This window comes from Geodermatophilus sp. URMC 65 (assembly GCF_053502545.1).
Map to the genome: position 1 here is coordinate 189,307 of NZ_CP199954.1, position 24,439 is coordinate 213,745.

Sequence of the window (24,439 nt, forward strand, 5' to 3'; positions counted from 1 at the left end):
TCAGCTGGGCACCTCCCCCGAAGCCACGATGTCGCTGGGCTCCGGCGGAGCCGAGCGCCCGGGCTCGAGGCTCACCGCGTAGCCGGTGTAGGCGTCCAGCCCGGACGGCCCTGAGACTACGGTCCGCAGAGCCGGTTGCGGGGACGTGACGTCGAAGGTGCCCAGCGGCGCGGCCCCGCCGGCACCGGTCCCCCACACCACGTACGTCTGGTCCTGGACGTCGTTGGGCCTCAGTCCCTGGGTGACCACCTGCACCTGCCCCTCGCGCGCCACGACCGTGGCGACCGTCGCGCCGTCGGCGGTCAGCGGCGCGATCGTGGCCTGGCCCGGGGTCAGCAGGGCGTCGACCAGCTCGGCCTGCTCGGCGACGGCGGCCTGGGCCTCCTCGCGGGCCGAGCTGAGCACCACGTTCCAGGTGCCGAGCGCGAGGATCGCCGCGACCGCGGCCGCCACGAAGGCGTTGGGCATCACCCGACGCCAGCTGGACCGCGGGTCCCCCGCGTCGACGGGGAACGACGCCCGGTGCGCACCACTCGCCGGGGGCTCGAACCGGTACACGGGAGCCGGGCGGTCGGGAACCGCGGACGGGGCCAGCCGCGTCCGCTCGTCCCCCCGCGCCGGGCGGGGCAGCTGCTCGGTGTCCTCCACCGCGGCGTGCAGCCGCTCGCGCAGCCGCTCCGGGGGGTCGACCGGGGGCAGGTCGCCGGCCAGGGCGCCCATGACGTCGGCGGTCTCGCGCACCGTCTGCCGGCACCGCGGGCAGGTCGGCAGGTGGGCCGCGAAGCGCTCCTCGTCCTCCGGCTCGAGGGCGTGCAGCGCCCAGCCGACGGCGAGCTCGTCGAGGGTCTCGTGCTCCCCGCGGCGGGGGTCCCGGGGGCCGGTCACCGGCTCGTCCCGTCGGCCGGCGCGGACTCGCCGAGGGCGCCGCCCGGGGTGACGCCCTCGCCGCCGAGCTCCTCGCGGAGCCGGCGCATGCCGGCGAGCATCCGGGTCTTGACCGTGCCCAGCGGCGTGCTCGTCAACGCGGCGACCTCCCGCTGTGTGTAACCGCCGTAGTAGGCCAGGGTCAGCGCCTCCCGCTGAGGGGCCGGCAGAGCGCCCAGCGCGTCCCGCACCTGCTCGGACACCACCCGGCTCCACGCCTCGTCCTCGACGTCCCGGGACGACGTCGGCGTCGACAGCGCCAGGTCGTCCTCGGCCCGGGTCTGTCGGCGGCGGTGCGACTCCTCCCGGCGGACGGCGTCGACGGCCTTGTGGTGGACCATCGCCAACAGCCAGGAGGGGAAGGAGCCCCGCGCGGTGTCGAAGGCCGCCGGGTCGCGCCAGACGGTGAGGAACACGTCCTGCACCACCTCCTCGGCCAGGACGTCGTCGGCGAGGATGCGCCGCGCGAGCGCGAAGGCCGGCCGGCTGTACCTGTCGTAGAGCTCGTCCACGGCACTCCGGTCGCCCGCGCGCATGCGCACGAGGAGGTCGGCGCCTGCCGGGCCGTCCCCGACACGCCGTCCCGGACTGCTCACGAGCTCCATCGTCACACGCGGTCTTCGCGACAGGCGGGCGACGCGGTTCAGGCGTGCCCGGAGGGGGCACACAGAGGAGCGACACGCGCGGAGATCGTCCGGGCGTCACGTCCGTCAGGGAAGGTCGTTGTTCCAGACATGATCAACCGCGCCACGCCTGGGTACACGTGCCCGACGACGCTCCACCTTGTCGGTCCGCAGTCGTGGACCGAGGTCCCGGCGTTGTTCAGCTACGAGATCAGCGACCCGTTCGCCGTGCGGATCACCTTCGGCGACGGCGCGGAGGAGGACGGCATCTCCTGGCTCGTGGGCCGCGACCTGCTGCAGACCGGCCTCGACCGGCCCGCGGGCGAGGGCGACGTGCGGCTGTGGCCGTCCCGGACGTCGGGCGACGTCCTCTTCCTCCACCTGCGCGCCCCCTCGGGCGAGGCGCTGTTCGAGGTGTCCCGCGGCACGGTCGCCGGCTTCCTCCAGCTGACCGCGAGCGTCGTGCCGTTCGGCGAGGAGTCCTCGGTGCTCGAGGTGGACAGCGAACTGGCCGCCCTGCTGTCCAACGGCGGCGCCGACCCGACGGGTCGGTGACCCCGCGGGGGGACCCCCTGCGAGACCCCCTCCGCGGGTCGGGTATGGTTCTCCCTGCAAGACAGCAACGCGGACGTGGCTCAGTTGGTAGAGCATCACCTTGCCAAGGTGAGGGTCGCGGGTTCGAATCCCGTCGTCCGCTCGGAACCTCGGGCTCCGGTCGTCAGATCGGTGCCTGCGTGCGGTGGAGTGGCCGAGAGGCGAGGCAACGGCCTGCAAAGCCGTCTACACGGGTTCAAATCCCGTCTCCACCTCGGCCTCCGCCGAGATCGGTGGAGCGGACCGGCCGCAGGCCGGATCGGGCGATTGGCTCAGTGGTAGAGCGCTACCTTGACACGGTAGAGGTCACTGGTTCGAACCCAGTATCGCCCACAGCACCGAGAGGCCCGGGTCCGGTGGACTCGGGCCTCTCGCCGTCTCGCGAGGTCGGTGACCGGCCGGCCGCGACGTCCACCACGGACCCGTGCTCACGCCGGCTCGGCATCGTGGTCCAGTGGGTCGGGCGGGTCGGCGGGCACGCCGCGAGTGTGCTGTCAGCCGAGTGCGGGGGCCACCCGCTCGGACCAGAAGCGCTCGACCTGCGCCTCCAGGTCCTCGACGGTGCGGCTGTTGTCCAGCACGACGTCGGCCACCGCACGCCGCTGCTCGTCGGTGGCCTGGGCCGCGATCCGGGCGCGGGCGTCCTCCTCGGACAGTCCCCGGCCGACCAGTCGACGCACCCGGGTGTCCAGGTCGGCCTCGACGACGAGCACCAGGTCGTAGGAGGCGGCCTGGCCGGTCTCCACGAGCAGTGGCACGTCCTGCACCACCACGGCGTCCGGGGGCGCCGCGGCGACCACCTCGGCGGCGCGGGCCCGCACCAGCGGGTGCACGATGCCGTCGAGCCGACGGCGGGCGTCGGGGTCGGCGAACACCACGGCGGCGAGGGCCGGCCGGTCGAGCGCGCCCTCGGGGGTCAGCACACCACGCCCGAACGCCGCGACGACGGCCTCCAGGCCCGGCGTCCCCGGCTCGACGACCTCGCGGGCGATGCGGTCGGCGTCCACGATGCGCGCCCCGCGGGCGGCGAGCAGGCCGGCCACCGTGCTCTTGCCCGATCCGATCCCGCCGGTCAGCCCGATCCGCAGCACGCACGGACAGTAGCCGCCGGCGGGGAGACGGTCACGGACGGGTAACACCCGCCCGCCCTGCCCGGCGCGTCGCTCCAGTCACAGGTGTCCCGTGGGCAACTCTCTCCCCGGCGATCTCCCCACGCCCAGAGAGGCAGAACCGACCATGTCCCGTCCCGCGCACGCCGCCCCCTCGTCGACCCCCGCCGCCGCCCGGCGCGGCCCCGGTCGGCACCGGCTCGACCGCCCCACGGGCGTGCGCTGCACGGACCTGCCGATGGTGCGCGAGCGGCTGGAACGCAACGGTGCCGTCCGTCCGCGCAACGCCTTCCTGCGCTGGCTGTCGGCGGCCGCACCGGCGGGCCGGCACACCTGGCAGTTCCTCGCGAACTCCGGCGGCCGCCCCCGCACCGCGTTCGCGATCATCCTCAGCCTCTGAAGGCGGGCCACCCTCCCCCCACGCCTGGCAGGCTCGGCGCGGGACCCTGGAGGGTAACCGTTCCAGCACGTCGCCCGGCTCGCGGCCCTGTGCGTGAGAGCCGCCGTCCTCCCGCCCTCCCTAGCCGAGGGCGGGGCCCGGGACGGAACAGCGTCCCTCTTCGGGGATGGGAGGGACGACCGAGGCCCGGGACCCCGCGGGGTCCCGGGCCTCGGCCTCAGGTGGAGCTGCTCAGCCTCGCTGAGCGGGGGTCACTCGCCGCCGGCGAGCTTGGCCCGCAGCGCCGCGAGCGCCTCGTCGCTGGCGAGGGTGCCGCCCGAGGTGTCCGTGGCCTCGGTGTCACCGCTGGAGTAGTTGCCACCGGCCGCAGCCTCGGCGTCGGCCTCGCGGGCCGCGGCGATCTGCTTGCGGTGCGCCTCGAAGCGGGCCTGGGCCTCGGCGTACTGCCGCTCCCAGGTCTCGCGGGCCTCCTCGTAGCCCTCGAGCCACTCGCCCGTCTCCGGGTCGAAGCCCTCGGGGTAGATGTAGTTGCCCTGCTCGTCGTACGACGCGGCCATGCCGTAGGCGGCCGGGTCGAACTGCTCCTCGTCGCCGATGACGCCCTCGTTGGCCTGCTTGAGCGACAGCGAGATGCGGCGCCGGTCGAGGTCGATGTCGATGACCTTGACCAGGATCTCATCGCCGACCTGCACGACCTGCTCGGGGATCTCGACGTGCCGCTCGGCCAGCTCGGAGATGTGCACCAGACCCTCGATGCCCTCGTCGACGCGGACGAACGCACCGAAGGGCACCAGCTTGGTGACCTTGCCGGGCACGACCTGGCCGATCTGGTGGGTCCGGGCGAACTGACGCCACGGGTCCTCCTGCGTCGCCTTCAGCGACAGCGAGACCCGCTCGCGGTCCAGGTCGACGTCGAGGACCTCGACGGTGACCTCCTGGCCGACCTCGACGACCTCGGACGGGTGGTCGATGTGCTTCCAGGACAGCTCGGAGACGTGCACCAGACCGTCGACGCCACCCAGGTCCACGAACGCGCCGAAGTTGACGATCGAGGACACGACGCCGGTGCGGACCTGGCCCTTGGCGAGCTTGTTGAGGAACTCGCTGCGGACCTCGGACTGGGTCTGCTCCAGCCACTGCCGGCGGGAGAGGACGACGTTGTTGCGGTTCTTGTCGAGCTCGATGATCTTGGCCTCGAGCTCGCGGCCCACGTAGGGCTGCAGGTCGCGGACGCGGCGCATCTCGACCAGCGAGGCGGGGAGGAACCCGCGCAGGCCGATGTCGAGGATGAGACCGCCCTTGACGACCTCGATGACGGTGCCGGTGACGACCTCGTCGGCTTCCTTCTTCGCCTCGATCGTGCCCCAGGCGCGCTCGTACTGGGCGCGCTTCTTGGACAGGATCAGGCGGCCTTCCTTGTCCTCCTTCTGGAGGACGAGGGCTTCCACCTCGTCGCCGACGCTGACGACCTCGTTGGGGTCGACGTCGTGCTTGATGGACAGCTCACGCGAGGGGATGACGCCCTCGGTCTTGTAGCCGATGTCCAGCAGCACCTCGTCCCGGTCGACCTTGACGATGACGCCTTCGACGATGTCGCCGTCGTTGAAGTACTTGATCGTCTGGTCGATGGCCGCGAGGAAGTCCTCGGCGGTGCCGATGTCGTTGACGGCGACCTGGGGGGTGCTGTTAGGACGGACCTGGGTGGAGGTCATGTGGTCGAGTGCTCCGGACGGGGGGTGCGTAGGGACAGAACGACCCGCGGCCGGGTGACCGCGGGGAGCGGGGAGAGCCGGCGCGCGCCGATCCCCTGGTGGGTTCAGCACCGACAGACCTCTGGCGCATTCCCCATGGTACGGAGCCGGGGAGCACCCGGTCCACCTGGGTGCAGCGCCTCCCCGGGGGCCTCCGGCGTGTCACGATCGGCGTGTCATGGACAGCCCGGCCGCGCCCCCGCCCGACCTCCCCCTCGCCGACGACGGCTACCCGGCGCCCGGCGGCGTCGCCCGGCGTCCGGCGGGGACGGCGGAGTCGGTCCGGGCCAACCGGCGCTGGTGGGACGCCGCGGCGCCGGCCTACCTCGCCGAGCACGGCAGCGACCTCGGCGACGTCGACTTCCTGTGGTGTCCCGAGGGGCTGCGCGAGTCCGAGGCGCACCTGCTCGGCGACGTCGCCGGCCGCCGGGTGGTCGAGGTCGGCTGCGGGTCCGCGCCGTGCGCGCGCTGGCTGCGCCGAGAGGGGGCGGACGCCGTCGCGCTCGACCTCTCCGGCGGGATGTTGGCCCGGGCCGCCGAGCTGAACCGGGCCACCGGCATCGACGTCCCGCTGCTGCAGGCCGACGTCGGGGCGCTGCCGCTGGCGACCGGGAGCGTGGACCTGGCCTGCTCGGCGTTCGGTGGGCTGCCGTTCGTGGCGGACGTCGAGGGGGCGCTCGCCGAGGTGGGGCGGGTGCTGCGGCCCGGCGGGCGGTTCGTCGCGTCGGTGAACCACCCGTTCCGCTGGCCGCTGCCGGACTCCCCCGACCCCGGGGACCTGCGGGTCGTCTCCTCCTACTTCGACCGGACGCCGTACGTGGAGACCGACGAGGACGGCCGCACCGTGTACGTCGAGCACCACCGCACGGTCGGCGACTGGGTGCGCGCCGTCGTGGGCGCGGGGCTCGTCCTCGAGGACCTGGTCGAGCCGGAGTGGACGCCGGGCCGCACGCAGCAGTGGGGCCAGTGGTCCCCGGCCCGCGGGGCGCTGGTCCCCGGCACCCTCGTCCTGGTCTGCCGTAGACCCGGCTGATCAGCTGCCGGGCACGAGCACGACGCGGCGTCCGCCGCTCGCGGTGCGGTCCCAGCCCTCGGCCGCCCGGGACAGCGGCAGGACGTCGTGGTCGACCGCCAGCTGCCCGGCGGCGGCGCAGGCGAGCACGGCGGCGAGCGCGGTGGACCGCTGCTCCCCGGTGAGCGCGTTGTTGGTGTAGCCGAGCACCGAGGCGCTGCGGCTGCGCAGGGTGGCAGAGGAGAACTCCGCGGTGTCGCCCGACGCCCCGCCGAGGTTGACCAGCCGGCCGCCCGCCGCCAGCACCCGCGACGCGGCCGTCGCCGCGGCGCCGAACACGGGGTCGACCACGACGTCGGCGCGCCCGCCGGTGGCCTCCGCCAGCCGCGCCGCCAGCTCGTCGACGCCCCCGGTGAGGAGGACGACCTCGTCGGCGCCGGCCCGCGCGGCCCGCTCGGCGGACGCCCCCGGCCGGCACACGGCGACCACCCGTGCCGCGCCGAGCGCCCGGGCCGCGCCGACGGCGGCCTGCCCGACGGCTCCCCCGGCGCCGAGCACCACGACCCGCTCCCCCGGCCGCAGCTGTCCCCGCCAGGTCAGCGCCATCCACGCCGCCACCCCCGACAGGCCGATCGCGGCCACCGCCGGGTCGGGGAGGTCGGCGTCGAGCGGGACGACATCGCCGTCGGGGACGGCGCAGCGCTCGGCCTGGCTGCCGTCGCCGGGTGCCATGCCGGCGGAGGTGGCGAACCAGACGCGGCTGCCGGCCGGGTGGACGGCGGACGCCTCCACCACGCCGACGCCCTGCACCCCGGGCACGTAGGGCACGGCCGGGCGCCCGAAGTACGACGTCCCGGAGGCGCAGAGCAGGTCCAGGGGCACCACCGGCGCGGCCGTCACCCGGACCAGCGTCTGCCCGGCGGCGGGGACGGGGTCGGGGTGCGGGCCGTACGTCGGCGGCTCGCCCGGGGTGTGCAGGACGGCGGCGTACGAGTGGCCCCGCTGCAGGGACCCACCGCGAGCGTGCGAGGGGTGCGGGGCAGTGGGGTCCTCCATCAGGTGGCGATGTCGGGATAGGGCAGGGAGATGTGGTGCATCGCCCTGCCGTAGGCCTTCTGGTACTCCAGCGGGCCGTGGTCGCGCTCGAACATCGCGATGAACAGCGTGAGCGTCAGGAACGGGTGCGCGCCCATCTGGAACAGCGCCACGTGGTCGTGCTCGCGCAGGGCACGCCGCTCGTCCTCGGTGAACGACAGCCAGGTGGACCGCTCGACGTCGACGCAGTTGAGGATCCGGTTGGCCATCTCGGCCTCCCACCACGCCACCGTGCCCGTCGGGTCCTCGCGGTAGCGCTCGACCAGCTCGGGGTCGCGGTCGACGGTGTAGAGGAACTTGTCCAGCAGGTACCTGCTCACCGGGCCACCCCCGTCGCGACGCCGGGCGCCTGGGGCGCGCCGTTCGGGTACCAGGTGAAGTAGGCCTCCATGGTGTGGAACAGGTCGAGGGTGTCGACGTGGTCGGCCTTCTGCCCCTCGCCGGCCACGCCCATCATCAGCATGAAGTCCATGAAGCCGTGGGTGGCGTTCCCCGGGGCGTGCAGGCTGTCCAGGCTGACCTCCGCCAGGCAGCCCTCGAGGTCACCGCTGGCGATCCACTCCACGGCCTTGCGGTCGAACTCCGGGTCGGGGCCGTGCTCGCCGAACTGGCGGGGCCCGCCGAGCTCCAGCGACAGGTGCCCGGTGCCGATCACCGCGACGCGCTTGTCGCTGTCCCAGGACTCGACCATGTCCCGGATCGCCTGCCCGAGCTGGACGAACCGCCTCGGCTGCGGCAGCGGCGGGGCGAAGATGTTCGTGTAGACCGGCACGATCGGCAGGTCGGCCCGCGGGCGCAGCGTGATGATCGGGCACGTGATGCTGTGGTCGATCCGCAGCTCGTTGCTGAAGGCCAGGTCGAACCCGCGGTCCAGGCCGTCGCGCAGCAGGTGGGCGGCGAGCTCCTCCTCGCCCCGCAGCAGCATGCGGGGCAGTCCGAACTCGCGCTCCTCGTTGTAGAAGTTGGCGTCGAAGAACGGCGCCTTGCCCACCAGGAACTGCGGCATGTTGTCCAGCCACAGTTGGTGGAAGTGGTCGCTGCCGACCATCACCAGGACGTCGGGCTCGGCGACGGTGAGCGTCTCGCGGAACCGCTCGATCTTGGCCACCCACTCGTCGGCGAACGGCGGCCGGTCGGCACCGGTCGACGTGCTCGCCCGGTAGTAGAACGGGTGGTGCGTGGACGCGATGACCGCGGCCAGTTCAGCCATGACGACCTCCGTTGGCGTCAGTGCCCGGGAGCGGGTCCGGGACGTAGGGGTCCGGGGGGACGGACCGGTTGTTGAGGTCGACGGAGAGGAAGACCTCGTTGGCGACCGGGTGCCGCAGCTCCTCGGCCAGCTGCCCGATCAGCCCGGCGGTGCGCGCGAGCAGCGCGAAGCCGCGCAGCAGCTCCAGCGGCAGCCCGAGGTCGGCCAGCGCCGCGCCGCAGACCCCGGCACCGTTGAGCGGCAGGGTCCTGCCCAGCACCTGGGAGTGGACCCGGCCGATGGCGGCGAACAGCGACAGGTGGGGTCCGTGGAGCCCCTCCTCGGCGGCGATCTGGAACAGCCGCGGGGTCCGCGGGTCGCCGTCCTTGTGCACGTGGTGACCGAGGCCCGGGACGAAGCGGCGCGCCGCGCGCTGCGCGCTCACCGTCTCCAGCGCCAGGGCGTCCCAGCCGGCGTCGTCGGTGGGCAGGATGCCGTCCACCCCGGTCAGGACGTCGTGCAGGAAGCGACCGCAGTCCTCGGTGACGCCCAGGAAGCGGGAGCCGCCGCCGAGCAGGCCGGCGGCGAGCGCCCCCTGCACCGAGTCCGGGGCCGACAGGTGGGTCAGCCGGGCGACGATCGCCGTCGGGGTGAAGCCGTGGTCGGCCAGCGCCGCGAGCACGGCCTCGAACACCCGGGTCTCCCTGCGCGTGGGGCGGCGCTGGGTGGCCAGCCAGAAGGCGAGCTCGCCGAAGCCGACCTCCCCCATCACGTCGCGGGCGAGGTCGGTGCCGAGCAGGGTGATGCTGTCGCGGCTGGAGGCGCCCAGCGCCGTCGGGTACTCGGGGCGCTCGGCGCTCATCGGCCGTCCTCCTCGGGGGTCGTCAGCCAGCGGCGGATCTCCTCGCCGTGCTCGTCCAGGCCGGGTGGGGGCAGGCGGTAATCGGCCGGGGTCTCGGAGAACCGGATCGGGTTGCGCACCGACGGGACGGCGGCAGCGCCCTCCCCCACGGTCACCACCGGGTCGAGCCCCACCTCCTCGGCGAAGGCGACGCCCTGGTCCACGGTGTTGATCGGTCCGCAGGGCACGCCGGCGGCGATGATGTCGCGGAACCACTCGAGCTTGGTGCGGGTGCGCAGCCGCTCGACCAGCAGCGGCCGGAGCTCGTCGCGGTTGGCCGTCCGGTCCTCGTTGCGGCTGAAGCGCGGGTCGTCGGCCAGCTCCGGTACGCCGAGCACCTCGACGAGCCTGCGGAACTGCCCGTTGTTGCCCGCCGTGACGATGAGGTCCCCGTCGGCGCAGGGCAGTGGCTCGTAGGGGAACAGGCTCGGGTGGCTGTTGCCCATCCGGAACGGGACGACGCCGCCGGCGACCCAGGCACTGGCGTGGTTGACCAGCCCGGACAGCGCCGAGGCCAGCAGGTTGACCTCGACGTGCTGACCACGGCCGGTCTCGTGCCGGAGGTTCAGGGCCGAGAGGACGCCGATGGTGGCGTGCAGGCCGGCCATCACGTCGAACACCGAGATGCCGGCGCGGAACGGCTCGCCGTCCGGGTCGCCGGTGAGGCTCATCAGGCCCGAGATCGCCTGCACGATGAGGTCGTAGCCGGGCAGCGACGCGCCGCCCGGCTGGCTGCCGAAGCCGCTGATCGAGGCGTACACGATGCCGGGGTTGGTGTCCGACACGGTGGCGTGGTCGAGGCCGAAGCGGGCCAGGCCGCCGGGTTTGAAGTTCTCGACGAGCACGTCGGCACGACGGGCCAGCTCGCGGGCGGCCGCGAGGTCGTCGGGGTCCGTGAGGTCCAGCGTGACCGACCGCTTGTTGCGGTTGACGCCGAGGTAGTACGTGGCGATGCCCTTGCGCACCGGCGGCTGCCACGACCGGGTGTCGTCACCGGCCGGCCCCTCGACCTTGACGACCTCGGCGCCCAAGTCGGCCAGCAGCATGGTCGCGTAGGGCCCGGCGAGGACGCGGGAGAAGTCGGCGACGAGCAGACCGGCCAGCGGGCCGCTGCCCCGGCCGGCTCCGGGGACCTTGCTGAGGTCGGTCATGGGGTCCCGAACTCCTCGACGTCGAGAGCGGACACGTGTCCGCATCGGTGCCCGCAGTCTCGGCAGCGCCGTTCCGCCCTGTCAAGGTCGCCAACGACGCTGAGCTCCCCCGCTGACGACCCTTGACAGTGCGGTCCAGGCCACTCCAAGGTGACCGCGGTGCCGCGCGCGACCGTCATACGGACAGGCGTCCGTTGAGCCCGGCGACTTCTGGAGGCCACTGTGTCCCACCCCGACAGCGAGGTCGTGGTGCCGTTCGGCGACCAGCCGGTCGTCCTGCGCGGCGGCACGGTCCTGACCATGGACGACGCCCACACCGTCCTGACCGACGCCGACGTCCTGGTCACGGGCGACCGGATCGCCGCGGTCGGACCCGCGCTGGAGGTCCCGCCAGGCACGTACGAGATCGACGCACGCGGCGGCATCGTGATGCCGGGGATGATCGACACCCACCGGCACATGTGGCAGACCGCGATGCGGGGCTACGGCGCCGACTGGACGCTCACCCAGTACTTCGTCTGGTACTACCTCGAGCACGGCAAGAAGTTCCGTCCGCAGGACATCGCCGCGGGCAACCGGCTGGCGGCCATCGAGTCCCTCGACGCCGGCGTCACCACCACCGTCGACTGGTCGCACAACCTGCAGTCGGTCGACCACGCCGAGGCCGCGCTCGACGCGCTGCGCTCGGTGCCCGGCCGGTTCGTGCTGGCCTACGGCAACATCCAGGCGGGTCCGTGGGAGTGGACCGCCGACCCCGCCGTCCGCGGCTTCCTGGAGCGGCTGCGGGACGCCCGCGACGACAGGATGGGCGTACAGCTGGCCTTCGACGTCACGGGCGACCCCGCGTTCCCGGAGAAGGCGGCCTTCGAGGCGGCCCGCGAGCTCGGCCTCCCGGTGACCACCCACGCCGGCGTCTGGGGTGCCACCAACGACACCGGCATCCAGCAGATGTACGACAACGGGTTCATGACGCCGGAGACGACCTACGTCCACGCCTCCACGCTCACCCGCGACAGCTACCAGCGGATCGCCGCCACCGGCGGCTCCATCTCGGTCGCCACCGAGTCGGAGTGCAGCGCCGGGCAGGGGCACGCCCCCACCGAGCAGGTGCTGCAGTACGGCATCCCGGTGTCCTTGTCGATGGACACCAGCGTGTGGTGGAGCGGCGACATGTTCTCCGCCATGCGTGCCACGCTCAACGCCGATCGCATGGCCGAGCACATGGACGCCCACCTCAAGGGCGAGACCATCACGCACCTGCGGCTGCGCGCCCAGCAGGTCGTCGAGTGGACCACTCGGGGTGGCGCGCACACGATCGGCCGGGACGCGGACCTGGGCAGCCTCGAGGCGGGCAAGAAGGCCGACGTCGTCCTCATCAAGAACGACTCCTCCCCGGTGTCCTTCCCGTTGCTCAACCCGTTCGGGCACGTCGTCTTCCAGGCCCAGCGCTCGGACGTGCACACCGTCCTGGTCGACGGGCGCATGGTGAAGCACGACGGCGAGCTCGTCGGGGTCGACCTGGCCCCGGTGCGCCGGGAGATCGAGGACACGATCGAGTACCTGCGCGCGGAGATCGGCGAGGAGGCGTGGCAGGCGGGGATGTTCCCCGAGGCGCCGGCCGCGGAGGCGGAGATCCTGGACAACCCGTACCAGTACACCGATTTCAAGGACGAGTCGAAGCGGGCCGGCGGCGCGGCCCGGGTGCTCGGCCGCTGAAGGAGGACCCCGTCCGGCCCCACCCTCGCACGCTCAGGGTGGGGCCCGGGACGGGGCCGGGAGAGGGGGACGACATGGCGGGACGCGGCGCGGGACCGGACTTCGTGGAGGCACTGGCACGCGGCCTCGACGTCCTGGCCTGCTTCGACGCCGACCGGCCGGCGATGTCGCTCAGCGACGTGGCCGCCGCGGCCGGGCTGGCCCGGCCGACCGCCCGCCGGCTGCTGCTGACCCTCGAGGAGCTGGGGTTCGTCCGCAGTTCCAGGGGGCTGTTCCAGCTGACCCCGAGGGTGCTCACCCTGGGCACCGCCTACGTCAGCTCACTCGGACTGTGGGACATCGCCCGGCCGCACCTCGAGGCGCTGGTCACCCGCACCGGCGAGTCGTCGTCGATGGCCCAGCTGGACGGCTCGGACATCGTCTACGTGGCCCGGGTGTCGGTGCCCAAGCTCATCGCCCTCCGGGTGGAGATCGGCACGCGGTTCCCCGCGGCGCAGACCTCGCAGGGCAAGGTCCTGCTCGCAGCCCTCTCCCCTGCCGAGCTGGAGGCGACCCTGGCGGTGCCCAGCCGCGCCGGGCTGCCGGCCTACATCGGCCGGTCCGTCGAGCAGCTCCGCGACGAGCTGACCGGGGTGCGGGCCCGGGGCTGGGCGCTGGCCGACGAGGAGCTGGCCCCCGGGGTCCGGTCCGTGGCGGTGCCGGTCCGGGACGCCACGGGCGCGGTGCGCGCGGCGATGAACGTGACGGTGCACGCAGCCGAGACCTCGGTCGACCGGCTGCTCGACGAGCACCTGCCGCTGCTGCTGCGGACGGCCGGCGACGTCAGCGCCGAGTGGGCCCTGTGGCAGAGCCGACCGCACGTCGAGGTGCCACGCGGCGGCACGCAGACCGCCTGACGGCCCCGGTGCGGGGGTCCCGCGCCGAGCCTGCGAGGCGTGGGGACACCGGGGCCCTTGCTCAGTGGGCGGCCTCGTTCCAGGTCCGGCCGAAGCCGACCGAGACCTCCAGCGGCACCGACAGCTGCGCGGCGCCGGCCATCTCGCGGCGCACCAGCGTCTCCAGCGCCTCCCTCTCCCCCTGCGCCACCTCGAGCACGAGCTCGTCGTGCACCTGCAGCAGCATCCGGGAGCGCAGCCCCTCGTCGGCGATCGCCTCCTCCACGCGGAGCATGGCCACCTTGATGATGTCGGCCGCCGAGCCCTGGATGGGGGCGTTGAGCGCCATCCGCTCGGCCATCTGCCGGCGCTGCCCGTTGTCGCTGGTCAGGTCGGGCAGGTAGCGACGGCGACCCAGCGTGGTCTCGGTGTAACCGGTCTGGCGGGCGTCCTCCACGACGCCGTCCAGGTACTCGCGGATGCCGCCGAAGCGCTCGAAGTAGGCGTGCATCTGCTCGCGCGCCTCCTCGGTGGAGATGCGCAGCTGGGAGGCGAGCCCGTACGCCGACAGCCCGTAGGCCAGGCCGTAGCTCATGGCCTTGATCCGGCGGCGCATCTCCGGGTCGACCTCGTCGATCGGGATGTCGAACGCCCGCGACGCGACGAAGGAGTGCAGGTCCTCACCCGACGTGAAGGCCTCGATGAGCCCCTCGTCGCCGGAGAGGTGCGCCATGATCCGCATCTCGATCTGGCTGTAGTCCGCCGTCATCAGCGACTCGTAGCCGGAGCCCACGATGAAGGCCTGCCTGATCCGGCGGCCCTCCGCCGTGCGGATCGGGATGTTCTGCAGGTTCGGGTCGATCGAGGACAACCGGCCGGTGGCGGCGATCGTCTGCTGGAACGTCGTGTGGATCCGCCCGCCGTCGTCGACCATGGGGATCAGGCCGTCGATGACGGTGCGCAGCCGGGTCACGTCGCGGTGCCGCAGCAGGTGCTCGAGGAACGGGTGGCCGGTCTGCGCCAGCAGGTTGGTCAGCGCCTCGGCGTCGGTCGTGTAGCCCGACTTGATCTTCTTGGTCTTGGGCAGGCCCAGCTCGTCGAAGAGCACGGCCTGCAGCTGCTTGGGCGAGCCGAGGTTGACCTCGCGGCCGATCACCGCATAGGCCTCGGCGGCCGCGGCGGCCACCCCGTCGGCGAACTCCCGCTGCAGCTCGCGCAGGAAGTCCAGGTCCGCGGCGATGCCGCGCTGTTCCATGCGGGCCAGCACGAAGGTCAGCGGCAGCTCGAGCTCCTCGAGCAGCGAGTCGCCGCCGCGCTGACCGAGCACGGAGTCCAGCGCGTCCGAGAGGTCGTTGACGGCGACGGCCTTGAGGACGTCGGCGTGCGCGGCCTCGCGGGCGAGGTCCTCCTCCGACGGCCCCATCCCGTCGAGGGTCAGCTGGGACTCCTCGGCGGCGGAGTCCTTCAGCTCGCGGCGCAGGTACCGGACGGCGAGGTCGCCCAGGTCGAACGAACGCTGCCCGGGCAGCGCCAGGTAGGCGGCCAGCGCGGTGTCGCTGACCACGCCGGCGAGGTCCCAGCCGCGTGCCCAGACCGCCAGCAGCGGGCCCTTGACCTCGTGCACGACCTTCTGCGCATCCGGGTCGGCCAGCCAGTCGGCCAGCGCTTGCTCGTCGGCGGCGTCGAGGTCGGGGCCCAGGTCGACGAAGGTGGCGTGGTCGTCGCCGCCGGCGAGCGCGATGCCCTCCAACTCACCGGTGCCCCGGCCCCAGGTCCCCCGGAAGATCATGCCGGTGCGGCTGGTGTGCGCGTGCTGGTCCAGCCAGGCGCCCAGCCCGCCGGCGGGCAGCTCGTCCTCGGTGACGTCGAAGCCGCCCTCGGCCTCCGGCTCGGCGCTGGTGAGCGTGGCGAACAGCCGGTCGCGCAGCACCCGGAACTGCAGGTTGTCGAAGAGGGTGTGCACCTCGTTGCGGTCCCAGGCGCGGACGGCGAGGTCGACGGGGCCCACCTCCAGCGGGACGGCGCGGTCGAGCTCGGTCAGCCGCCGGTTCTGCAGCACCGAGGACAGGTGCTCGCGCAGCTTGTCGCCGACCTTGCCCTTCACGGTGTCGACCTGGTCGACCAGCGCGTCGAGCGAGCCGTACTCGCGGACCCACTTGGCCGCGGTCTTCTCCCCCACGCTCGGGATGCTCGGCAGGTTGTCGCTGGGGTCGCCCCGCAGCGCGGCGAAGTCGGGGTACTGCGTGGGCGACAGCCCGTACTTGGTCTCGACCTCCTCCGGGGTGAACCGGGTGAGGTCCGAGACGCCCTTGCGCGGGTACAGCACGGTGACGTGCTCGTTGACCAGCTGCAGGGCGTCGCGGTCGCCGGTGCAGATGAGCACGTCCATGCCCTGCTCGACGGCCTGCACGGTGAGGGTGGCGATCACGTCGTCGGCCTCGTAGCCCTCCGCGGTGATGACCGGGATGTGCAGCGCGGCCAGCACCTCCTGGATGAGGCTGACCTGGCCACGGAAGTCGGTCGGGCTCTCGCTGCGGTTGGCCTTGTACTCCGCGTAGATCTCGCTGCGGAAGGTCTTGCGGCCCACGTCGAAGGCGACCGCCACGTGCGTCGGCTGCTCGTCGCGCAGCACGTTGATCAGCATCGAGGTGAAGCCGTACACCGCGTTGGTCGGCTGCCCGGTCGTGGTCGAGAAGTTCTCGACCGGCAGGGCGAAGAAGGCGCGGTAGGCCAGCGAGTGCCCGTCGAGCAGCAGCAGCCGCGGGCGCGCCTCCTCAGCGGAGGGGACGGCGGGGCTGGACGCGGGGGCGGAGACCGGAGCGGACATCGCCGCCGATCCTAAGAGGACCCCGGTGCCCCCCATCACTCGCGAGCTCGCGACGGGGCCCTGCACCGGGGCCGCCACTGCCCCCGACCCCTCGCGAGCTCGGGTCGGGACCCTGCACCGGGGCGGCCGCGAGAGCGATGTCATGTCTACGGTGCTGGGGTGACCGTGGACCGCCCCGCCTGGCTCGACGCCGGGCAGATGAGCCCGCTGGACGACAAGCTGGGCATCCGGATCACCGACTTCGACCCCGACCACGTGGTCGCGACGATGCCGGTCGAGGGCAACCAGCAGCCGTTCGGACTGCTGCACGGCGGCGCCACCTGCTCGCTGGTGGAGACGGTCGGCTCCTGGGCCGCGGCGCTGGGCGCGGGCCCGGACCGGCAGGCGGTCGGGGTGGAGCTCAACGTCAGCTACCTGCGGGCGGCCAACCAGGGGGTCGTCACCGCCGTCGCCACGCCGGTCCGCCGCGGCCGGACGCTGGCCACCTTCACCATCGAGGTCACCGACGAGCAGGGCCGCGTGACCGCCAGCGCCCGGCTCACCTGCATGCTGCTGGCCGCCTGAGAGAGGACCCCCGGCCACTCGCGTGCTCGCGGCGGGACCCTCAGGGGGCCGCCGCCCCGGGGGTCTGACCGGTCAGCCCCTCGGCCGGGTGCTGGGCGCACCGGGGTGGGGACGGCGGGCAGGTCGGCGGGAGGCGCGGCGAGCGTCGTGACGCGGGACCGGGACCGACACCTGACCCGGCGCCTGCCTGGCCAGAGAGGGGCACCCGACGAGCCCGGTGATCACGATGGCGCACCCCCGTGGCACGGGCTGGCGAGTGCGGCGTGTCGCGGACAGGTAACAGCTGGGTCGCGAGGAGGTCGAACCGCAACACCGCTGGGTTACCGTCCCCCGTCATGCACAGAGCCAGGGAGGTCGAGTGACGCACGCACCAGGCCGTGTACCGGGACGCGGTGCACCCAGGGGACCCGCCCCTGCCCGGCACCGGTCCGCACGGGGATCCCGTGCACGCGGTGGCCGGATGCTGCTCCGCCTGCTCCTGCTGACCGTCCTCGGCGGCCTCGCCCTGACGCTGGCGCCCGGAGCCGCCTCGGCGCAGACCGAGGAGAGCACGGCCTCCGAGCAGGTGTCGGGCACCCTGCGGACCAACCTCAGCGGGCCGGTCGAGGGCGTCGAGGTGGTCGTCACGGCCGCCGACGGCACCGAGGTCGACACCGTGGAGACCGACGAGAACGGCCAGTGGGCGGTGCCGGTGCCCGGTCCGGGTCAGTACACGGTCACCATCAACGCCGACGACCTGCCCGAGGGCGTGGTGCTCACCGGGGAGAACAGCCGCACGGTCACCGTCGACGCGGGTCGCAACCAGGGCGTGATCATCGCGCTCAGCGACGGCAGCCGGGAAGCCGGCGGCGGCACGGTCCGCTGGGTCCAGCTGCTGGTCGAGGGCCTGCGCTTCGGTCTGCTCATCGCCATGGCGGCGGTCGGCCTCTCCCTGATCTTCGGCACCACCGGGCTGACCAACTTCGCGCACGGCGAGCTGGTGACCATCGGCGCGATGGCCGCGTGGTTCATCAACGTGCAGGGCGGCGTGCCGCTGATCCCGGCCGCGCTGATCGCCATGGTGATCGGTGCAGGTGTCGGGGCGCTCAACGAGCTGGCGATCTGGCGGCCGCTGCGCCGGCGTGGCACCGGACTGGTCGCCGCGCTGGTCATCTCGATCGGCCTGTCGCTGCTGCTGCGCTACCTGTACCAGATCATCTTCGGCGGGGGCTCGGAGGCCTACGCCGACTACCGGGGCCAGCGGGCGGTGAACTACGGCGCGTTCACCATGACCAACGCCGACCTGGCGTCGATCGTGATCGCGCTGGTCGTCCTGCTGCTCGTCGCGGTCATGCTGCAGCGCACCAAGATCGGCAAGGCGATGCGGGCGGTCGCCGACAACCGCGACCTCGCGGCGTCCTCGGGCATCAACGTCAACCGGGTGATCCTGGTCGTCTGGATGATGGGCGGCGCGCTCGCGGCCCTCGGCGGCGTCCTGCTCGGCCTCTCCGACGAGGTGCAGTGGGACATGGGCTTCCGGCTGCTGCTGCTCATGTTCGCCGGGGTCACCCTCGGCGGTCTCGGCACCGCCTACGGCGCCCTCGTGGGCAGCATCGTGGTGGGCGTCTTCGTGCAGATGTCGACGCTGGTCGTCCCGAACGACGTCAAGTACGTCGGCGGGCTGCTCCTGCTGATCGTCATCCTGATCGTGCGGCCGCAGGGCATCCTCGGCAGCCGGGTGAGGGTGGGCTGAACGATGGGTGAGCTGATCGACGCCCTGGCCATCGCGCTCAAGGCAGGCCTGGGCTTCCAGGCCGTCTTCCTCGCGCTGCTCGCCATCGGCATCAACGTGCAGTTCGGCTACACCGGCCTGCTGAACTTCGGGCAGATCGCCTTCGCGATGCTCGGCGGCTACGGCATCGCCATCTCGGTGAGCAAGTGGGGCCTCCCCTTCTGGGTCGGCGTCCTGGTCGGCCTGCTCGCCGCCGTCGTCCTGGCCCTCCTGCTGGGTCTGCCGACCCTGCGGCTGCGCGCGGACTACCTGGCCATCGCGACCATCGCGGCGGCCGAGGGGCTGCGGCTGCTGTTCCGCTCGGTGTCGGCCACCCCGGTCACCAACGGCACCCGCGGGCTGTCCGGCTTCAACGCTGAGTTCGTGGCCCTGGCGCCGTGGGACACCTCCCGTCGCTACCCGATCCTCGGCACCCAGTGGAGCGGCGCGGAGCTGTGGGTGACCGCGGTCGGGTGGGTCCTCGTCGCGCTGTCCTGCCTGCTGATCTGGCTGCTGGTGCGCAGCCCCTGGGGCCGGGTGGTCAAGTCCATCCGCGAGGACGAGGACGCCGTGCGCGCGCTCGGCAAGAACGTCTACGTCTACAAGATGCAGGCGCTGGTCCTCGGCGGTGTGCTCGGCGCCCTGGGCGGGATGGTCTACGCCCTCGGCACCGCGTCGGCCAACCCCGACCAGTACCAGAACGCCAACACCTTCCTGGCCTACGCCGCCCTCATCCTCGGCGGGGCGGCCCGCGTCCTCGGTCCGGTCGTCGGCTCGATGCTGATGTACTTCATCATCCAGTTCGCCGACACCGGCCTGCGTACGCTGATCGGCAACGGTGTCATCCCCGAGGACCTGCTCTCGGCGACCGACGTGGCTCAGATCCGGTTCGTGCTGATCGGGCTCGGACTCATGCTGCTGCTGGTCTTCCGGCCACAGGGCATCTTCGGTGACCGACGAGAGGTGATGCTCGATGCCCGCTGACCCCACCCCCGGCCAGCCGGCCTCGCACGGCGCGACTGCCTCCGGCGCGACGGCCTCCCCCGGCGCGGCCCCGGGCGCGGCCCCGGGCGCCTCCACCCCGGAGCACGCCTGGCGGACGGGTGACGCGCCCCGCCGGGCAGCCCAGGCGGCGCTCAAGGACCTCCCGTGGGAGGTCGGGGTCGCCAAGCCCGACCCGGCCATCGTCGTCGACGGCGTGACCCGCACGTTCGGCGGCCTCACCGCGGTGTCGGTGGACCACCTGGAGGTGCAGCGCGGCGGCATCACCGGCCTGATCGGGCCCAACGGCGCCGGGAAGACCACGCTGTTCAACCTGCTGACCGGCTTCGACCAGCCCAACACCGGCACGTGGTCCTTCGACGGCCGCTCGCTGGGCAAGCTGGCGCCGCACCAGGTGGCCCGGCTGGGCGTCGTCCGCACCTTCCAGCTGACCAAGGCGCTGTCCCGGCTCACCGTGCTGCAGAACATGCTGCTCGGCGCGCAGGGGCAGAAGGGCGAGAGCTTCCTGCGCGCGCTCGTGCCCGGCATCTGGCGCAGCCAGGAACAGGCCAACACCGAGAAGGCGATGGACCTGCTCACCCGGTTCAAGCTGGACCGGAAGAAGGACGACTTCGCCGGCACGCTCTCGGGCGGCCAGCGCAAGCTGCTGGAGATGGCCCGCGCGCTCATGAGCGACCCGAAGGTCGTCATGCTCGACGAGCCGATGGCCGGTGTGAACCCGGCCCTCACCCAGAGCCTGCTCGGGCACGTCAAGGACCTGCGCGAGCAGGGCATGACGGTCGTCTTCGTCGAGCACGACATGGACGTCGTCCGGGACATCAGCGACTGGGTCGTGGTCATGGCCGCCGGGAAGGTCATCGCCGAGGGGCCGCCGGAGTCGATCAGCCAGAACCAGGCGGTCGTCGACGCCTACCTCGGTGCGCACCACGACGCGCCGCTCACCGTCGAGGAGGAGGACCGCGTCCTCGCCGAGGCCGAGGCGGCCATCGCCCGTGAGGAGAACGCCGAGGGCGACGTCATCGGCTCCGAGACCCGACGCGAGGAGGACCGATGAGCACCATGGACGACCCGGCGATGCAGGACCCGATGTTCCAGGTCGGGCACGCCGACGGTGGTACCCCGGACGAGCGGGCGATCGCCGGGGAGATGTCCCGGGCAGAGCTCGCCGCCACTCGTGAGGAGCACGAGCGGCTCGCCGAGGGTGCGCTGGTGCGCGCCGACGCCCTGGTCGCCGGGTACGTGCCCGGCGTCAACATCCTCAACGGCTGTGACTTCTACCTGCAGGACGGCGAGCTGGTCGGCATCATCGGCCCGAACGGCGCCGGCAAGTCCACGCTGCTCAAGACGCTGTTCGGGCTCATCCCGGTGCGGTCGGGCGCGGTGTCGCTGCGCGGGGAGGACATCACGTCCGCCCCCGCCCACCGGCTGGTCTCCCTCGGTGTCGGCTACGTGCCGCAGAACAACAACGTGTTCCCCTCGCTGACCATCGAGGAGAACATGCAGATGGGCGCCTACCTGCGGCCGAAGGTCGTCCGCGAGCGCTTCGACTACGTGGCCGACCTGTTCCCGCTGCTCGGGGAGCGCCGCAAGGTCAAGGCCGGGTCGCTGTCGGGCGGTGAGCGGCAGATGGTGGCCATGGGCCGGGCGCTCATGATGGAGCCGTCCGTCCTGCTGCTCGACGAGCCGTCGGCCGGCCTCTCCCCCGCCTACCAGGACGAGGTGTTCATCCGCTGCCGGCGGATCAACGCCACCGGCGTCTCGATCATCATGGTCGAGCAGAACGCCCGCCGGTGCCTGCAGATCTGCGACCGCGGCTACGTCCTCGACCAGGGCCGCAACGCCTACACCGACACCGGCGAGTCGCTGATGCACGACCCCAAGGTCATCGAGCTCTACCTGGGGACGCTGGCCAAGGCGCACTGAAGGAGGACCCCTCTGCCCCCACCGCTCGCGAGCTCGCAGCGGGCCCCCGCAGAGGGGCCGTTCCAGCACCTCACCACGACGGCGCCGGTCCCCCATGGGGCCGGCGCCGTCGTGCTGGGTAGCCCCGGGGCATGAACTGGACCTGGGAGCTGCGGTCCCGCGACGGCGGGATGAACGGCCTGGAGTTCGCCCGCTGCACGACGGCGGGGGACTTCTCCCGCGTGCTGGTGCACGCGGCGCCCGCCCACCTGCACCTGGAGGTGCGGGCGGACGACGGCACGCTGGTGCTGCGCGACGACGCCGACCGGGACGGCGACTACTCCCCCGTCACGCTGCTCGAGCTCGACGACGGGCAGGTCCACCGCCGCGAGATCTGGCCAGGGCCGGAGCTGTACGGCCTGCCGGTCCTGCTGCCCGGCGGCGAGGTCGGCATCCTGACCTCCTGGGAGCACGCCGGGGACCACAGCTGGTGGCGCTGGTCGGTCGAGTTCTCCAACCGGACCGGCCGGCCGGCCGACTGGCGCCCGCCGGGTCAGCACGTGCAGCACTGAGCCGGGCCCGGACACACCGGTGGCCCGGCACCCACGCGGGGTGCCGGGCCACCGGGCCGGCCGGTCAGGCGCCGTGGTGGACGCCTGCGGGGGTCAACGCTGCGGGCCGATGCCCTGCGAGTTGAGACCCTCGATGATGCGTGCGGACTCCTCGAAACCGATCACGACGACGGCGTCGGGGGCGAAGTCCACCATCTGCTGGATCTCGGCGTCGTAGTTCGCCGCCTGGGGGTCGTAGGTCAGCGTCTGGATGCTGTCCTCGGCCAGGCCGGCGGCGATCAGGTTCTGCCGGGTGTTCTCCATCAGACCGGTGCCGTACGGGTCGTTGAGCGCCATGATCCCGACGGTGTTGTTGCCGTCGTTGATGATGAGGTCGGACAGCGCCCGGGCCTGCAGCGTGTCCGGGGGCGCGGTGCGGAAGTACAGCCCGTTGTCGTTGTAGTCGGTGAACTGGTCGGAGGTGTTCGCCGGCGAGAACTGGACGACGCCGGAACCGGTGATCCGGTCGATGACGGTGAGGCTGACGCCCGAGGACGCCGCGCCGATGATGGCGTTGACGCCGCCCTGCAGCAGGCGGTCGACCGTCTGGGTGGCGGTGTCGGTCGAGGCGTCACCGGAGTCACCCTCGATCAGCTGGACCTGCTGGCCCAGCACGCCACCGGCGGCGTTGATGTCGTTGACCGCCAGGCGGGCGCCGGCGACCTCGGGCGGGCCGAGGAAGGCGAGGTTCCCGGTCAGCGGCAGCAGGGTGCCGATCACCAGCGGCTCTCCAGTGGCCCCGGCCGGGGCGTAGGCCGGGCCCTCATCGGTGCTGGCGTTGGCCTCGTCGCCGGCGATGACGTACTCGGTGGCGTCCTGGTCGAGCGCGTTGTCCTCGCCGAACTGCAGGATGCCGAAGCTGGCCTGCGCCGGCTCACCGGCGTCGGTGAAGCTCAGCGGACCGGAGATGCCGTCGTAGTCGACGTTCCCGCCGTTGTTGATGATCTCCAGGCAGGCCGCGAAGTCGGTGCACTTCTCGCCGCCGAAGGTTATGCCGTTGACGAACTCCTTGAAGACGTTGGCGTCGTTGGTGCCGGCCGCCTGCGCGGCGAGCGCCGTGACGACGACCGCGTCGTAGGTCTCACCGGCGTAGTTGAAGTCCTGCAGGTTCGGGTCGATCTCACGCAGCCGGTCCTGGAAGTCGGCGCCCAGGTCGGTCAGCGGCGTGGTGCCCTTCATGCCGGCCAGGGAGCCCTGCTGGCTGAAAGACTCGCCCAGCGCGTTGCCCATGTTGCCGTCGGTGCCGTAGACGTTGACGTTGCGCTCGCCGCCGCCGCCTCCGCCGGCTGCGGAGTCACCACCGCCGCCGGTGTCGTCGCCCCCGCCGCCACACGCGGTCAGGACGAGGAGGGCCGCGGCCGCGACGGCGGCGTTGCGCGCGAGGATCCCTGTGCGCATCAAACAACTCCCACTGTGGTGTCGGTCGTGCAGCCGTCCGCCCAGGCGGGCGACCGGTCAGTGGGGGGAAGGTAGCTGCCGGATCCGGGGGTGGAGCAGGGGTCGCCCGGACCGTGACCAGGTCGTGACCTCCAGGCTCCCGTCTCGTCACACAACGTGTCGGGCGCGCGACCGGGGTCACACCGCAGGCGTCAGCTGCCCGCCGTCGGGTCCGCAGCGGCCTGCGGCTGCAGGATGCGCTGGGCGAGCGCCTTCATCGACGTGCGCTCGTTCATGGCCGTCCGCTGGATCCACCGGAACGCCTCGGCCTCGGTCATCCCCTGGTCAGCCATCAGCTTGCCCTTGGCCTGCTCGACCACCTTGCGGGTCTCCAGGCGCTCCTCGAGCGTGCGCACCTCGCCGTCCAGGGCGGTCATCTCGGCGAAGCGGCCGCGGGCCACCTCGATGGCCGGTACCAGGTCGTTCTTGGAGAACGGCTTGACCAGGTAGGCCATCGCGCCGGCGTCGCGGGCCCGCTCGACCAGCTCCCGCTGGCTGAAGGCGGTCAGCACGATGACCGGGGCGATGCGCGCCGAGGCGATCTGCTCGGCCGCCGAGAGCCCGTCGAGCACCGGCATCTGGATGTCGAGGACCACGAGGTCCGGCCGCAGCTCCGTGGCCTGGTCGACGGCCTGCTGCCCGTCGCCGACCTCGGCGACGACGGTGTACCCCTCCTCCTCGAGCATCTCCTTGAGGTCGAGGCGGATGAGCGCCTCGTCTTCTGCGATGAGGACCCGGATCGGCTCGCTGCTCACGCGCCGGAGCCTAGCGATGCGGGACGGAACACGACGGGCCGTTAGGCTGCTCCTCGGTCGCCGTCCGGTACGCCCCCGTACCCCAATCGGCAGAGGGAGCGGATTCAAAACCCGCACAGTGTGCGTTCGAGTCGCACCGGGGGCACCTCGACATCGTCGTCCTCCGGAGGACACCGCTCCCGACGGCTGTCCCCCGGCCGCGCTGTACCCCGGTCGGCAGGACAGGGGTACGGGACCGTCCGATTACGGTG

The 24,439-nt window shown here is 72.7% G+C and carries 23 protein-coding genes and 4 tRNA genes; 15 read left to right on the top strand and 12 right to left on the bottom strand.

Going from position 1 to position 24,439, the window contains the following annotated elements:
- Nucleotides 1-885 carry an anti-sigma factor gene (locus tag ACWIX7_RS00900; RefSeq protein WP_448619748.1) on the bottom strand — a complete coding sequence of 295 codons (885 nt, stop codon included), beginning with the start codon at nt 883-885 and terminating at the stop codon, nt 1-3.
- Nucleotides 882-1,529 (bottom strand): sigma-70 family RNA polymerase sigma factor, encoded by a 648-nt coding sequence (locus ACWIX7_RS00905; RefSeq protein ID WP_448619749.1) that lies wholly within the window; start codon nt 1,527-1,529, stop codon nt 882-884. Before ACWIX7_RS00905 ends, ACWIX7_RS00900 begins: the two co-directional genes overlap by 4 nt.
- Nucleotides 1,530-1,742: 213 nt before the next feature.
- On the opposite strand from ACWIX7_RS00905, the gene ACWIX7_RS00910 reads away from it, so the two are divergent.
- The 4 genes from ACWIX7_RS00910 to ACWIX7_RS00925 all read left to right on the top strand — a co-directional run bounded on the left by ACWIX7_RS00910 (nt 1,743) and on the right by ACWIX7_RS00925 (nt 2,474).
- A complete protein-coding gene (locus ACWIX7_RS00910) occupies nt 1,743-2,102 on the top strand; it encodes an SsgA family sporulation/cell division regulator (protein ID WP_448619750.1) in 360 nt (119 codons plus the stop codon).
- A gap of 69 nt (nt 2,103-2,171) precedes the next feature.
- Nucleotides 2,172-2,244 (top strand) — tRNA-Gly (locus tag ACWIX7_RS00915).
- 41 nt (nt 2,245-2,285) lie between these two features.
- A tRNA-Cys gene (locus ACWIX7_RS00920) sits at nt 2,286-2,356 on the top strand.
- Nucleotides 2,357-2,402: 46 nt separating this feature from the next.
- Nucleotides 2,403-2,474, top strand: a tRNA-Val gene (locus ACWIX7_RS00925).
- A gap of 161 nt (nt 2,475-2,635) precedes the next feature.
- Here ACWIX7_RS00925 and coaE read toward each other — a convergent pair.
- Entirely contained in the window at nt 2,636-3,232 is a 597-nt protein-coding gene (coaE, locus tag ACWIX7_RS00930; protein WP_448619751.1) for a dephospho-CoA kinase, read from the bottom strand.
- 145 nt (nt 3,233-3,377) lie between these two features.
- Between coaE and ACWIX7_RS00935 the strand changes: the two genes are divergently transcribed.
- Nucleotides 3,378-3,650, top strand: coding sequence for a hypothetical protein (locus tag ACWIX7_RS00935; protein WP_448619752.1), 273 nt, complete (start codon nt 3,378-3,380; stop codon nt 3,648-3,650).
- A gap of 251 nt (nt 3,651-3,901) precedes the next feature.
- Here the strand turns inward: ACWIX7_RS00935 and rpsA are convergent, their stop codons facing one another.
- Nucleotides 3,902-5,362 (bottom strand): 30S ribosomal protein S1, encoded by a 1,461-nt coding sequence (rpsA, locus tag ACWIX7_RS00940; protein WP_448619753.1) that lies wholly within the window; start codon nt 5,360-5,362, stop codon nt 3,902-3,904.
- A gap of 217 nt (nt 5,363-5,579) precedes the next feature.
- On the opposite strand from rpsA, the gene ACWIX7_RS00945 reads away from it, so the two are divergent.
- Nucleotides 5,580-6,434 (top strand): class I SAM-dependent methyltransferase, encoded by an 855-nt coding sequence (locus ACWIX7_RS00945; protein WP_448619754.1) that lies wholly within the window; start codon nt 5,580-5,582, stop codon nt 6,432-6,434.
- On the opposite strand, the gene ACWIX7_RS00950 is transcribed toward ACWIX7_RS00945, so the two are convergent.
- The 5 genes from ACWIX7_RS00950 to ACWIX7_RS00970 are packed head-to-tail and all read right to left on the bottom strand — an operon-like array spanning nt 6,435 to nt 10,749.
- Complete coding sequence (locus ACWIX7_RS00950; RefSeq protein ID WP_448619755.1) at nt 6,435-7,469, bottom strand: zinc-binding dehydrogenase; 1,035 nt, start codon at nt 7,467-7,469, stop codon at nt 6,435-6,437.
- Complete coding sequence (locus ACWIX7_RS00955; protein WP_448619756.1) at nt 7,469-7,828, bottom strand: hypothetical protein; 360 nt, start codon at nt 7,826-7,828, stop codon at nt 7,469-7,471. Before ACWIX7_RS00955 ends, ACWIX7_RS00950 begins: the two co-directional genes overlap by 1 nt.
- Nucleotides 7,825-8,718, bottom strand: a complete 894-nt coding sequence (locus tag ACWIX7_RS00960; RefSeq protein ID WP_448619757.1) for a DODA-type extradiol aromatic ring-opening family dioxygenase — start codon at nt 8,716-8,718, stop codon at nt 7,825-7,827. The genes ACWIX7_RS00955 and ACWIX7_RS00960 overlap by 4 nt, the downstream gene beginning before the upstream one ends.
- Nucleotides 8,711-9,559 (bottom strand): citryl-CoA lyase, encoded by an 849-nt coding sequence (locus ACWIX7_RS00965; RefSeq protein WP_448619758.1) that lies wholly within the window; start codon nt 9,557-9,559, stop codon nt 8,711-8,713. Before ACWIX7_RS00965 ends, ACWIX7_RS00960 begins: the two co-directional genes overlap by 8 nt.
- Complete coding sequence (locus ACWIX7_RS00970; protein ID WP_448619759.1) at nt 9,556-10,749, bottom strand: CaiB/BaiF CoA transferase family protein; 1,194 nt, start codon at nt 10,747-10,749, stop codon at nt 9,556-9,558. Before ACWIX7_RS00970 ends, ACWIX7_RS00965 begins: the two co-directional genes overlap by 4 nt.
- A gap of 222 nt (nt 10,750-10,971) precedes the next feature.
- On the opposite strand from ACWIX7_RS00970, the gene ACWIX7_RS00975 reads away from it, so the two are divergent.
- Nucleotides 10,972-12,465, top strand: coding sequence for an amidohydrolase family protein (locus tag ACWIX7_RS00975; protein ID WP_448619760.1), 1,494 nt, complete (start codon nt 10,972-10,974; stop codon nt 12,463-12,465).
- A 74-nt stretch (nt 12,466-12,539) separates the two neighbouring features.
- Nucleotides 12,540-13,361, top strand: coding sequence for an IclR family transcriptional regulator domain-containing protein (locus ACWIX7_RS00980; protein ID WP_448619761.1), 822 nt, complete (start codon nt 12,540-12,542; stop codon nt 13,359-13,361).
- A 61-nt stretch (nt 13,362-13,422) separates the two neighbouring features.
- Here ACWIX7_RS00980 and polA read toward each other — a convergent pair whose 3' ends face one another.
- The gene (gene polA / locus ACWIX7_RS00985) at nt 13,423-16,167 is read right to left on the bottom strand and encodes a DNA polymerase I (RefSeq protein WP_448619762.1); all 2,745 of its coding nucleotides are present in this window, start codon (nt 16,165-16,167) and stop codon (nt 13,423-13,425) included.
- 159 nt (nt 16,168-16,326) lie between these two features.
- Here polA and ACWIX7_RS00990 point away from each other — a divergent pair, with 159 nt between their 5' ends.
- The 6 genes from ACWIX7_RS00990 (at nt 16,327) to ACWIX7_RS01015 (ending at nt 21,957) form a co-directional block, all read left to right on the top strand.
- Nucleotides 16,327-16,731, top strand: a complete 405-nt coding sequence (locus tag ACWIX7_RS00990; RefSeq protein ID WP_448619763.1) for a PaaI family thioesterase — start codon at nt 16,327-16,329, stop codon at nt 16,729-16,731.
- Nucleotides 16,732-17,191: 460 nt separating this feature from the next.
- On the top strand, nt 17,192-18,463 hold the full coding sequence (locus tag ACWIX7_RS00995; RefSeq protein WP_448619764.1) for an ABC transporter permease subunit: 1,272 nt from the start codon (nt 17,192-17,194) through the stop codon (nt 18,461-18,463).
- 3 nt (nt 18,464-18,466) lie between these two features.
- Nucleotides 18,467-19,465, top strand: coding sequence for a branched-chain amino acid ABC transporter permease (locus ACWIX7_RS01000; RefSeq protein WP_448619765.1), 999 nt, complete (start codon nt 18,467-18,469; stop codon nt 19,463-19,465).
- Nucleotides 19,455-20,537 carry an ABC transporter ATP-binding protein gene (locus ACWIX7_RS01005; protein WP_448619766.1) on the top strand — a complete coding sequence of 361 codons (1,083 nt, stop codon included), beginning with the start codon at nt 19,455-19,457 and terminating at the stop codon, nt 20,535-20,537. The genes ACWIX7_RS01000 and ACWIX7_RS01005 overlap by 11 nt, the downstream gene beginning before the upstream one ends.
- Nucleotides 20,534-21,406, top strand: coding sequence for an ABC transporter ATP-binding protein (locus tag ACWIX7_RS01010; protein ID WP_448619767.1), 873 nt, complete (start codon nt 20,534-20,536; stop codon nt 21,404-21,406). Before ACWIX7_RS01005 ends, ACWIX7_RS01010 begins: the two co-directional genes overlap by 4 nt.
- 131 nt (nt 21,407-21,537) lie before the next feature.
- A complete protein-coding gene (locus ACWIX7_RS01015) occupies nt 21,538-21,957 on the top strand; it encodes a DUF7712 family protein (RefSeq protein WP_448619768.1) in 420 nt (139 codons plus the stop codon).
- A 93-nt stretch (nt 21,958-22,050) separates the two neighbouring features.
- Here ACWIX7_RS01015 and ACWIX7_RS01020 read toward each other — a convergent pair whose 3' ends face one another.
- The gene (locus tag ACWIX7_RS01020) at nt 22,051-23,394 is read right to left on the bottom strand and encodes an ABC transporter substrate-binding protein (protein WP_448619769.1); all 1,344 of its coding nucleotides are present in this window, start codon (nt 23,392-23,394) and stop codon (nt 22,051-22,053) included.
- A gap of 191 nt (nt 23,395-23,585) precedes the next feature.
- On the bottom strand, nt 23,586-24,188 hold the full coding sequence (locus ACWIX7_RS01025) for an ANTAR domain-containing response regulator (RefSeq protein WP_448619770.1): 603 nt from the start codon (nt 24,186-24,188) through the stop codon (nt 23,586-23,588).
- Between the two features lie 71 nt (nt 24,189-24,259).
- Here ACWIX7_RS01025 and ACWIX7_RS01030 point away from each other — a divergent pair.
- Nucleotides 24,260-24,333: transfer RNA gene (locus ACWIX7_RS01030), tRNA-Leu, on the top strand.
- The last annotated feature ends 106 nt before the right edge of the window (nt 24,334-24,439 follow it).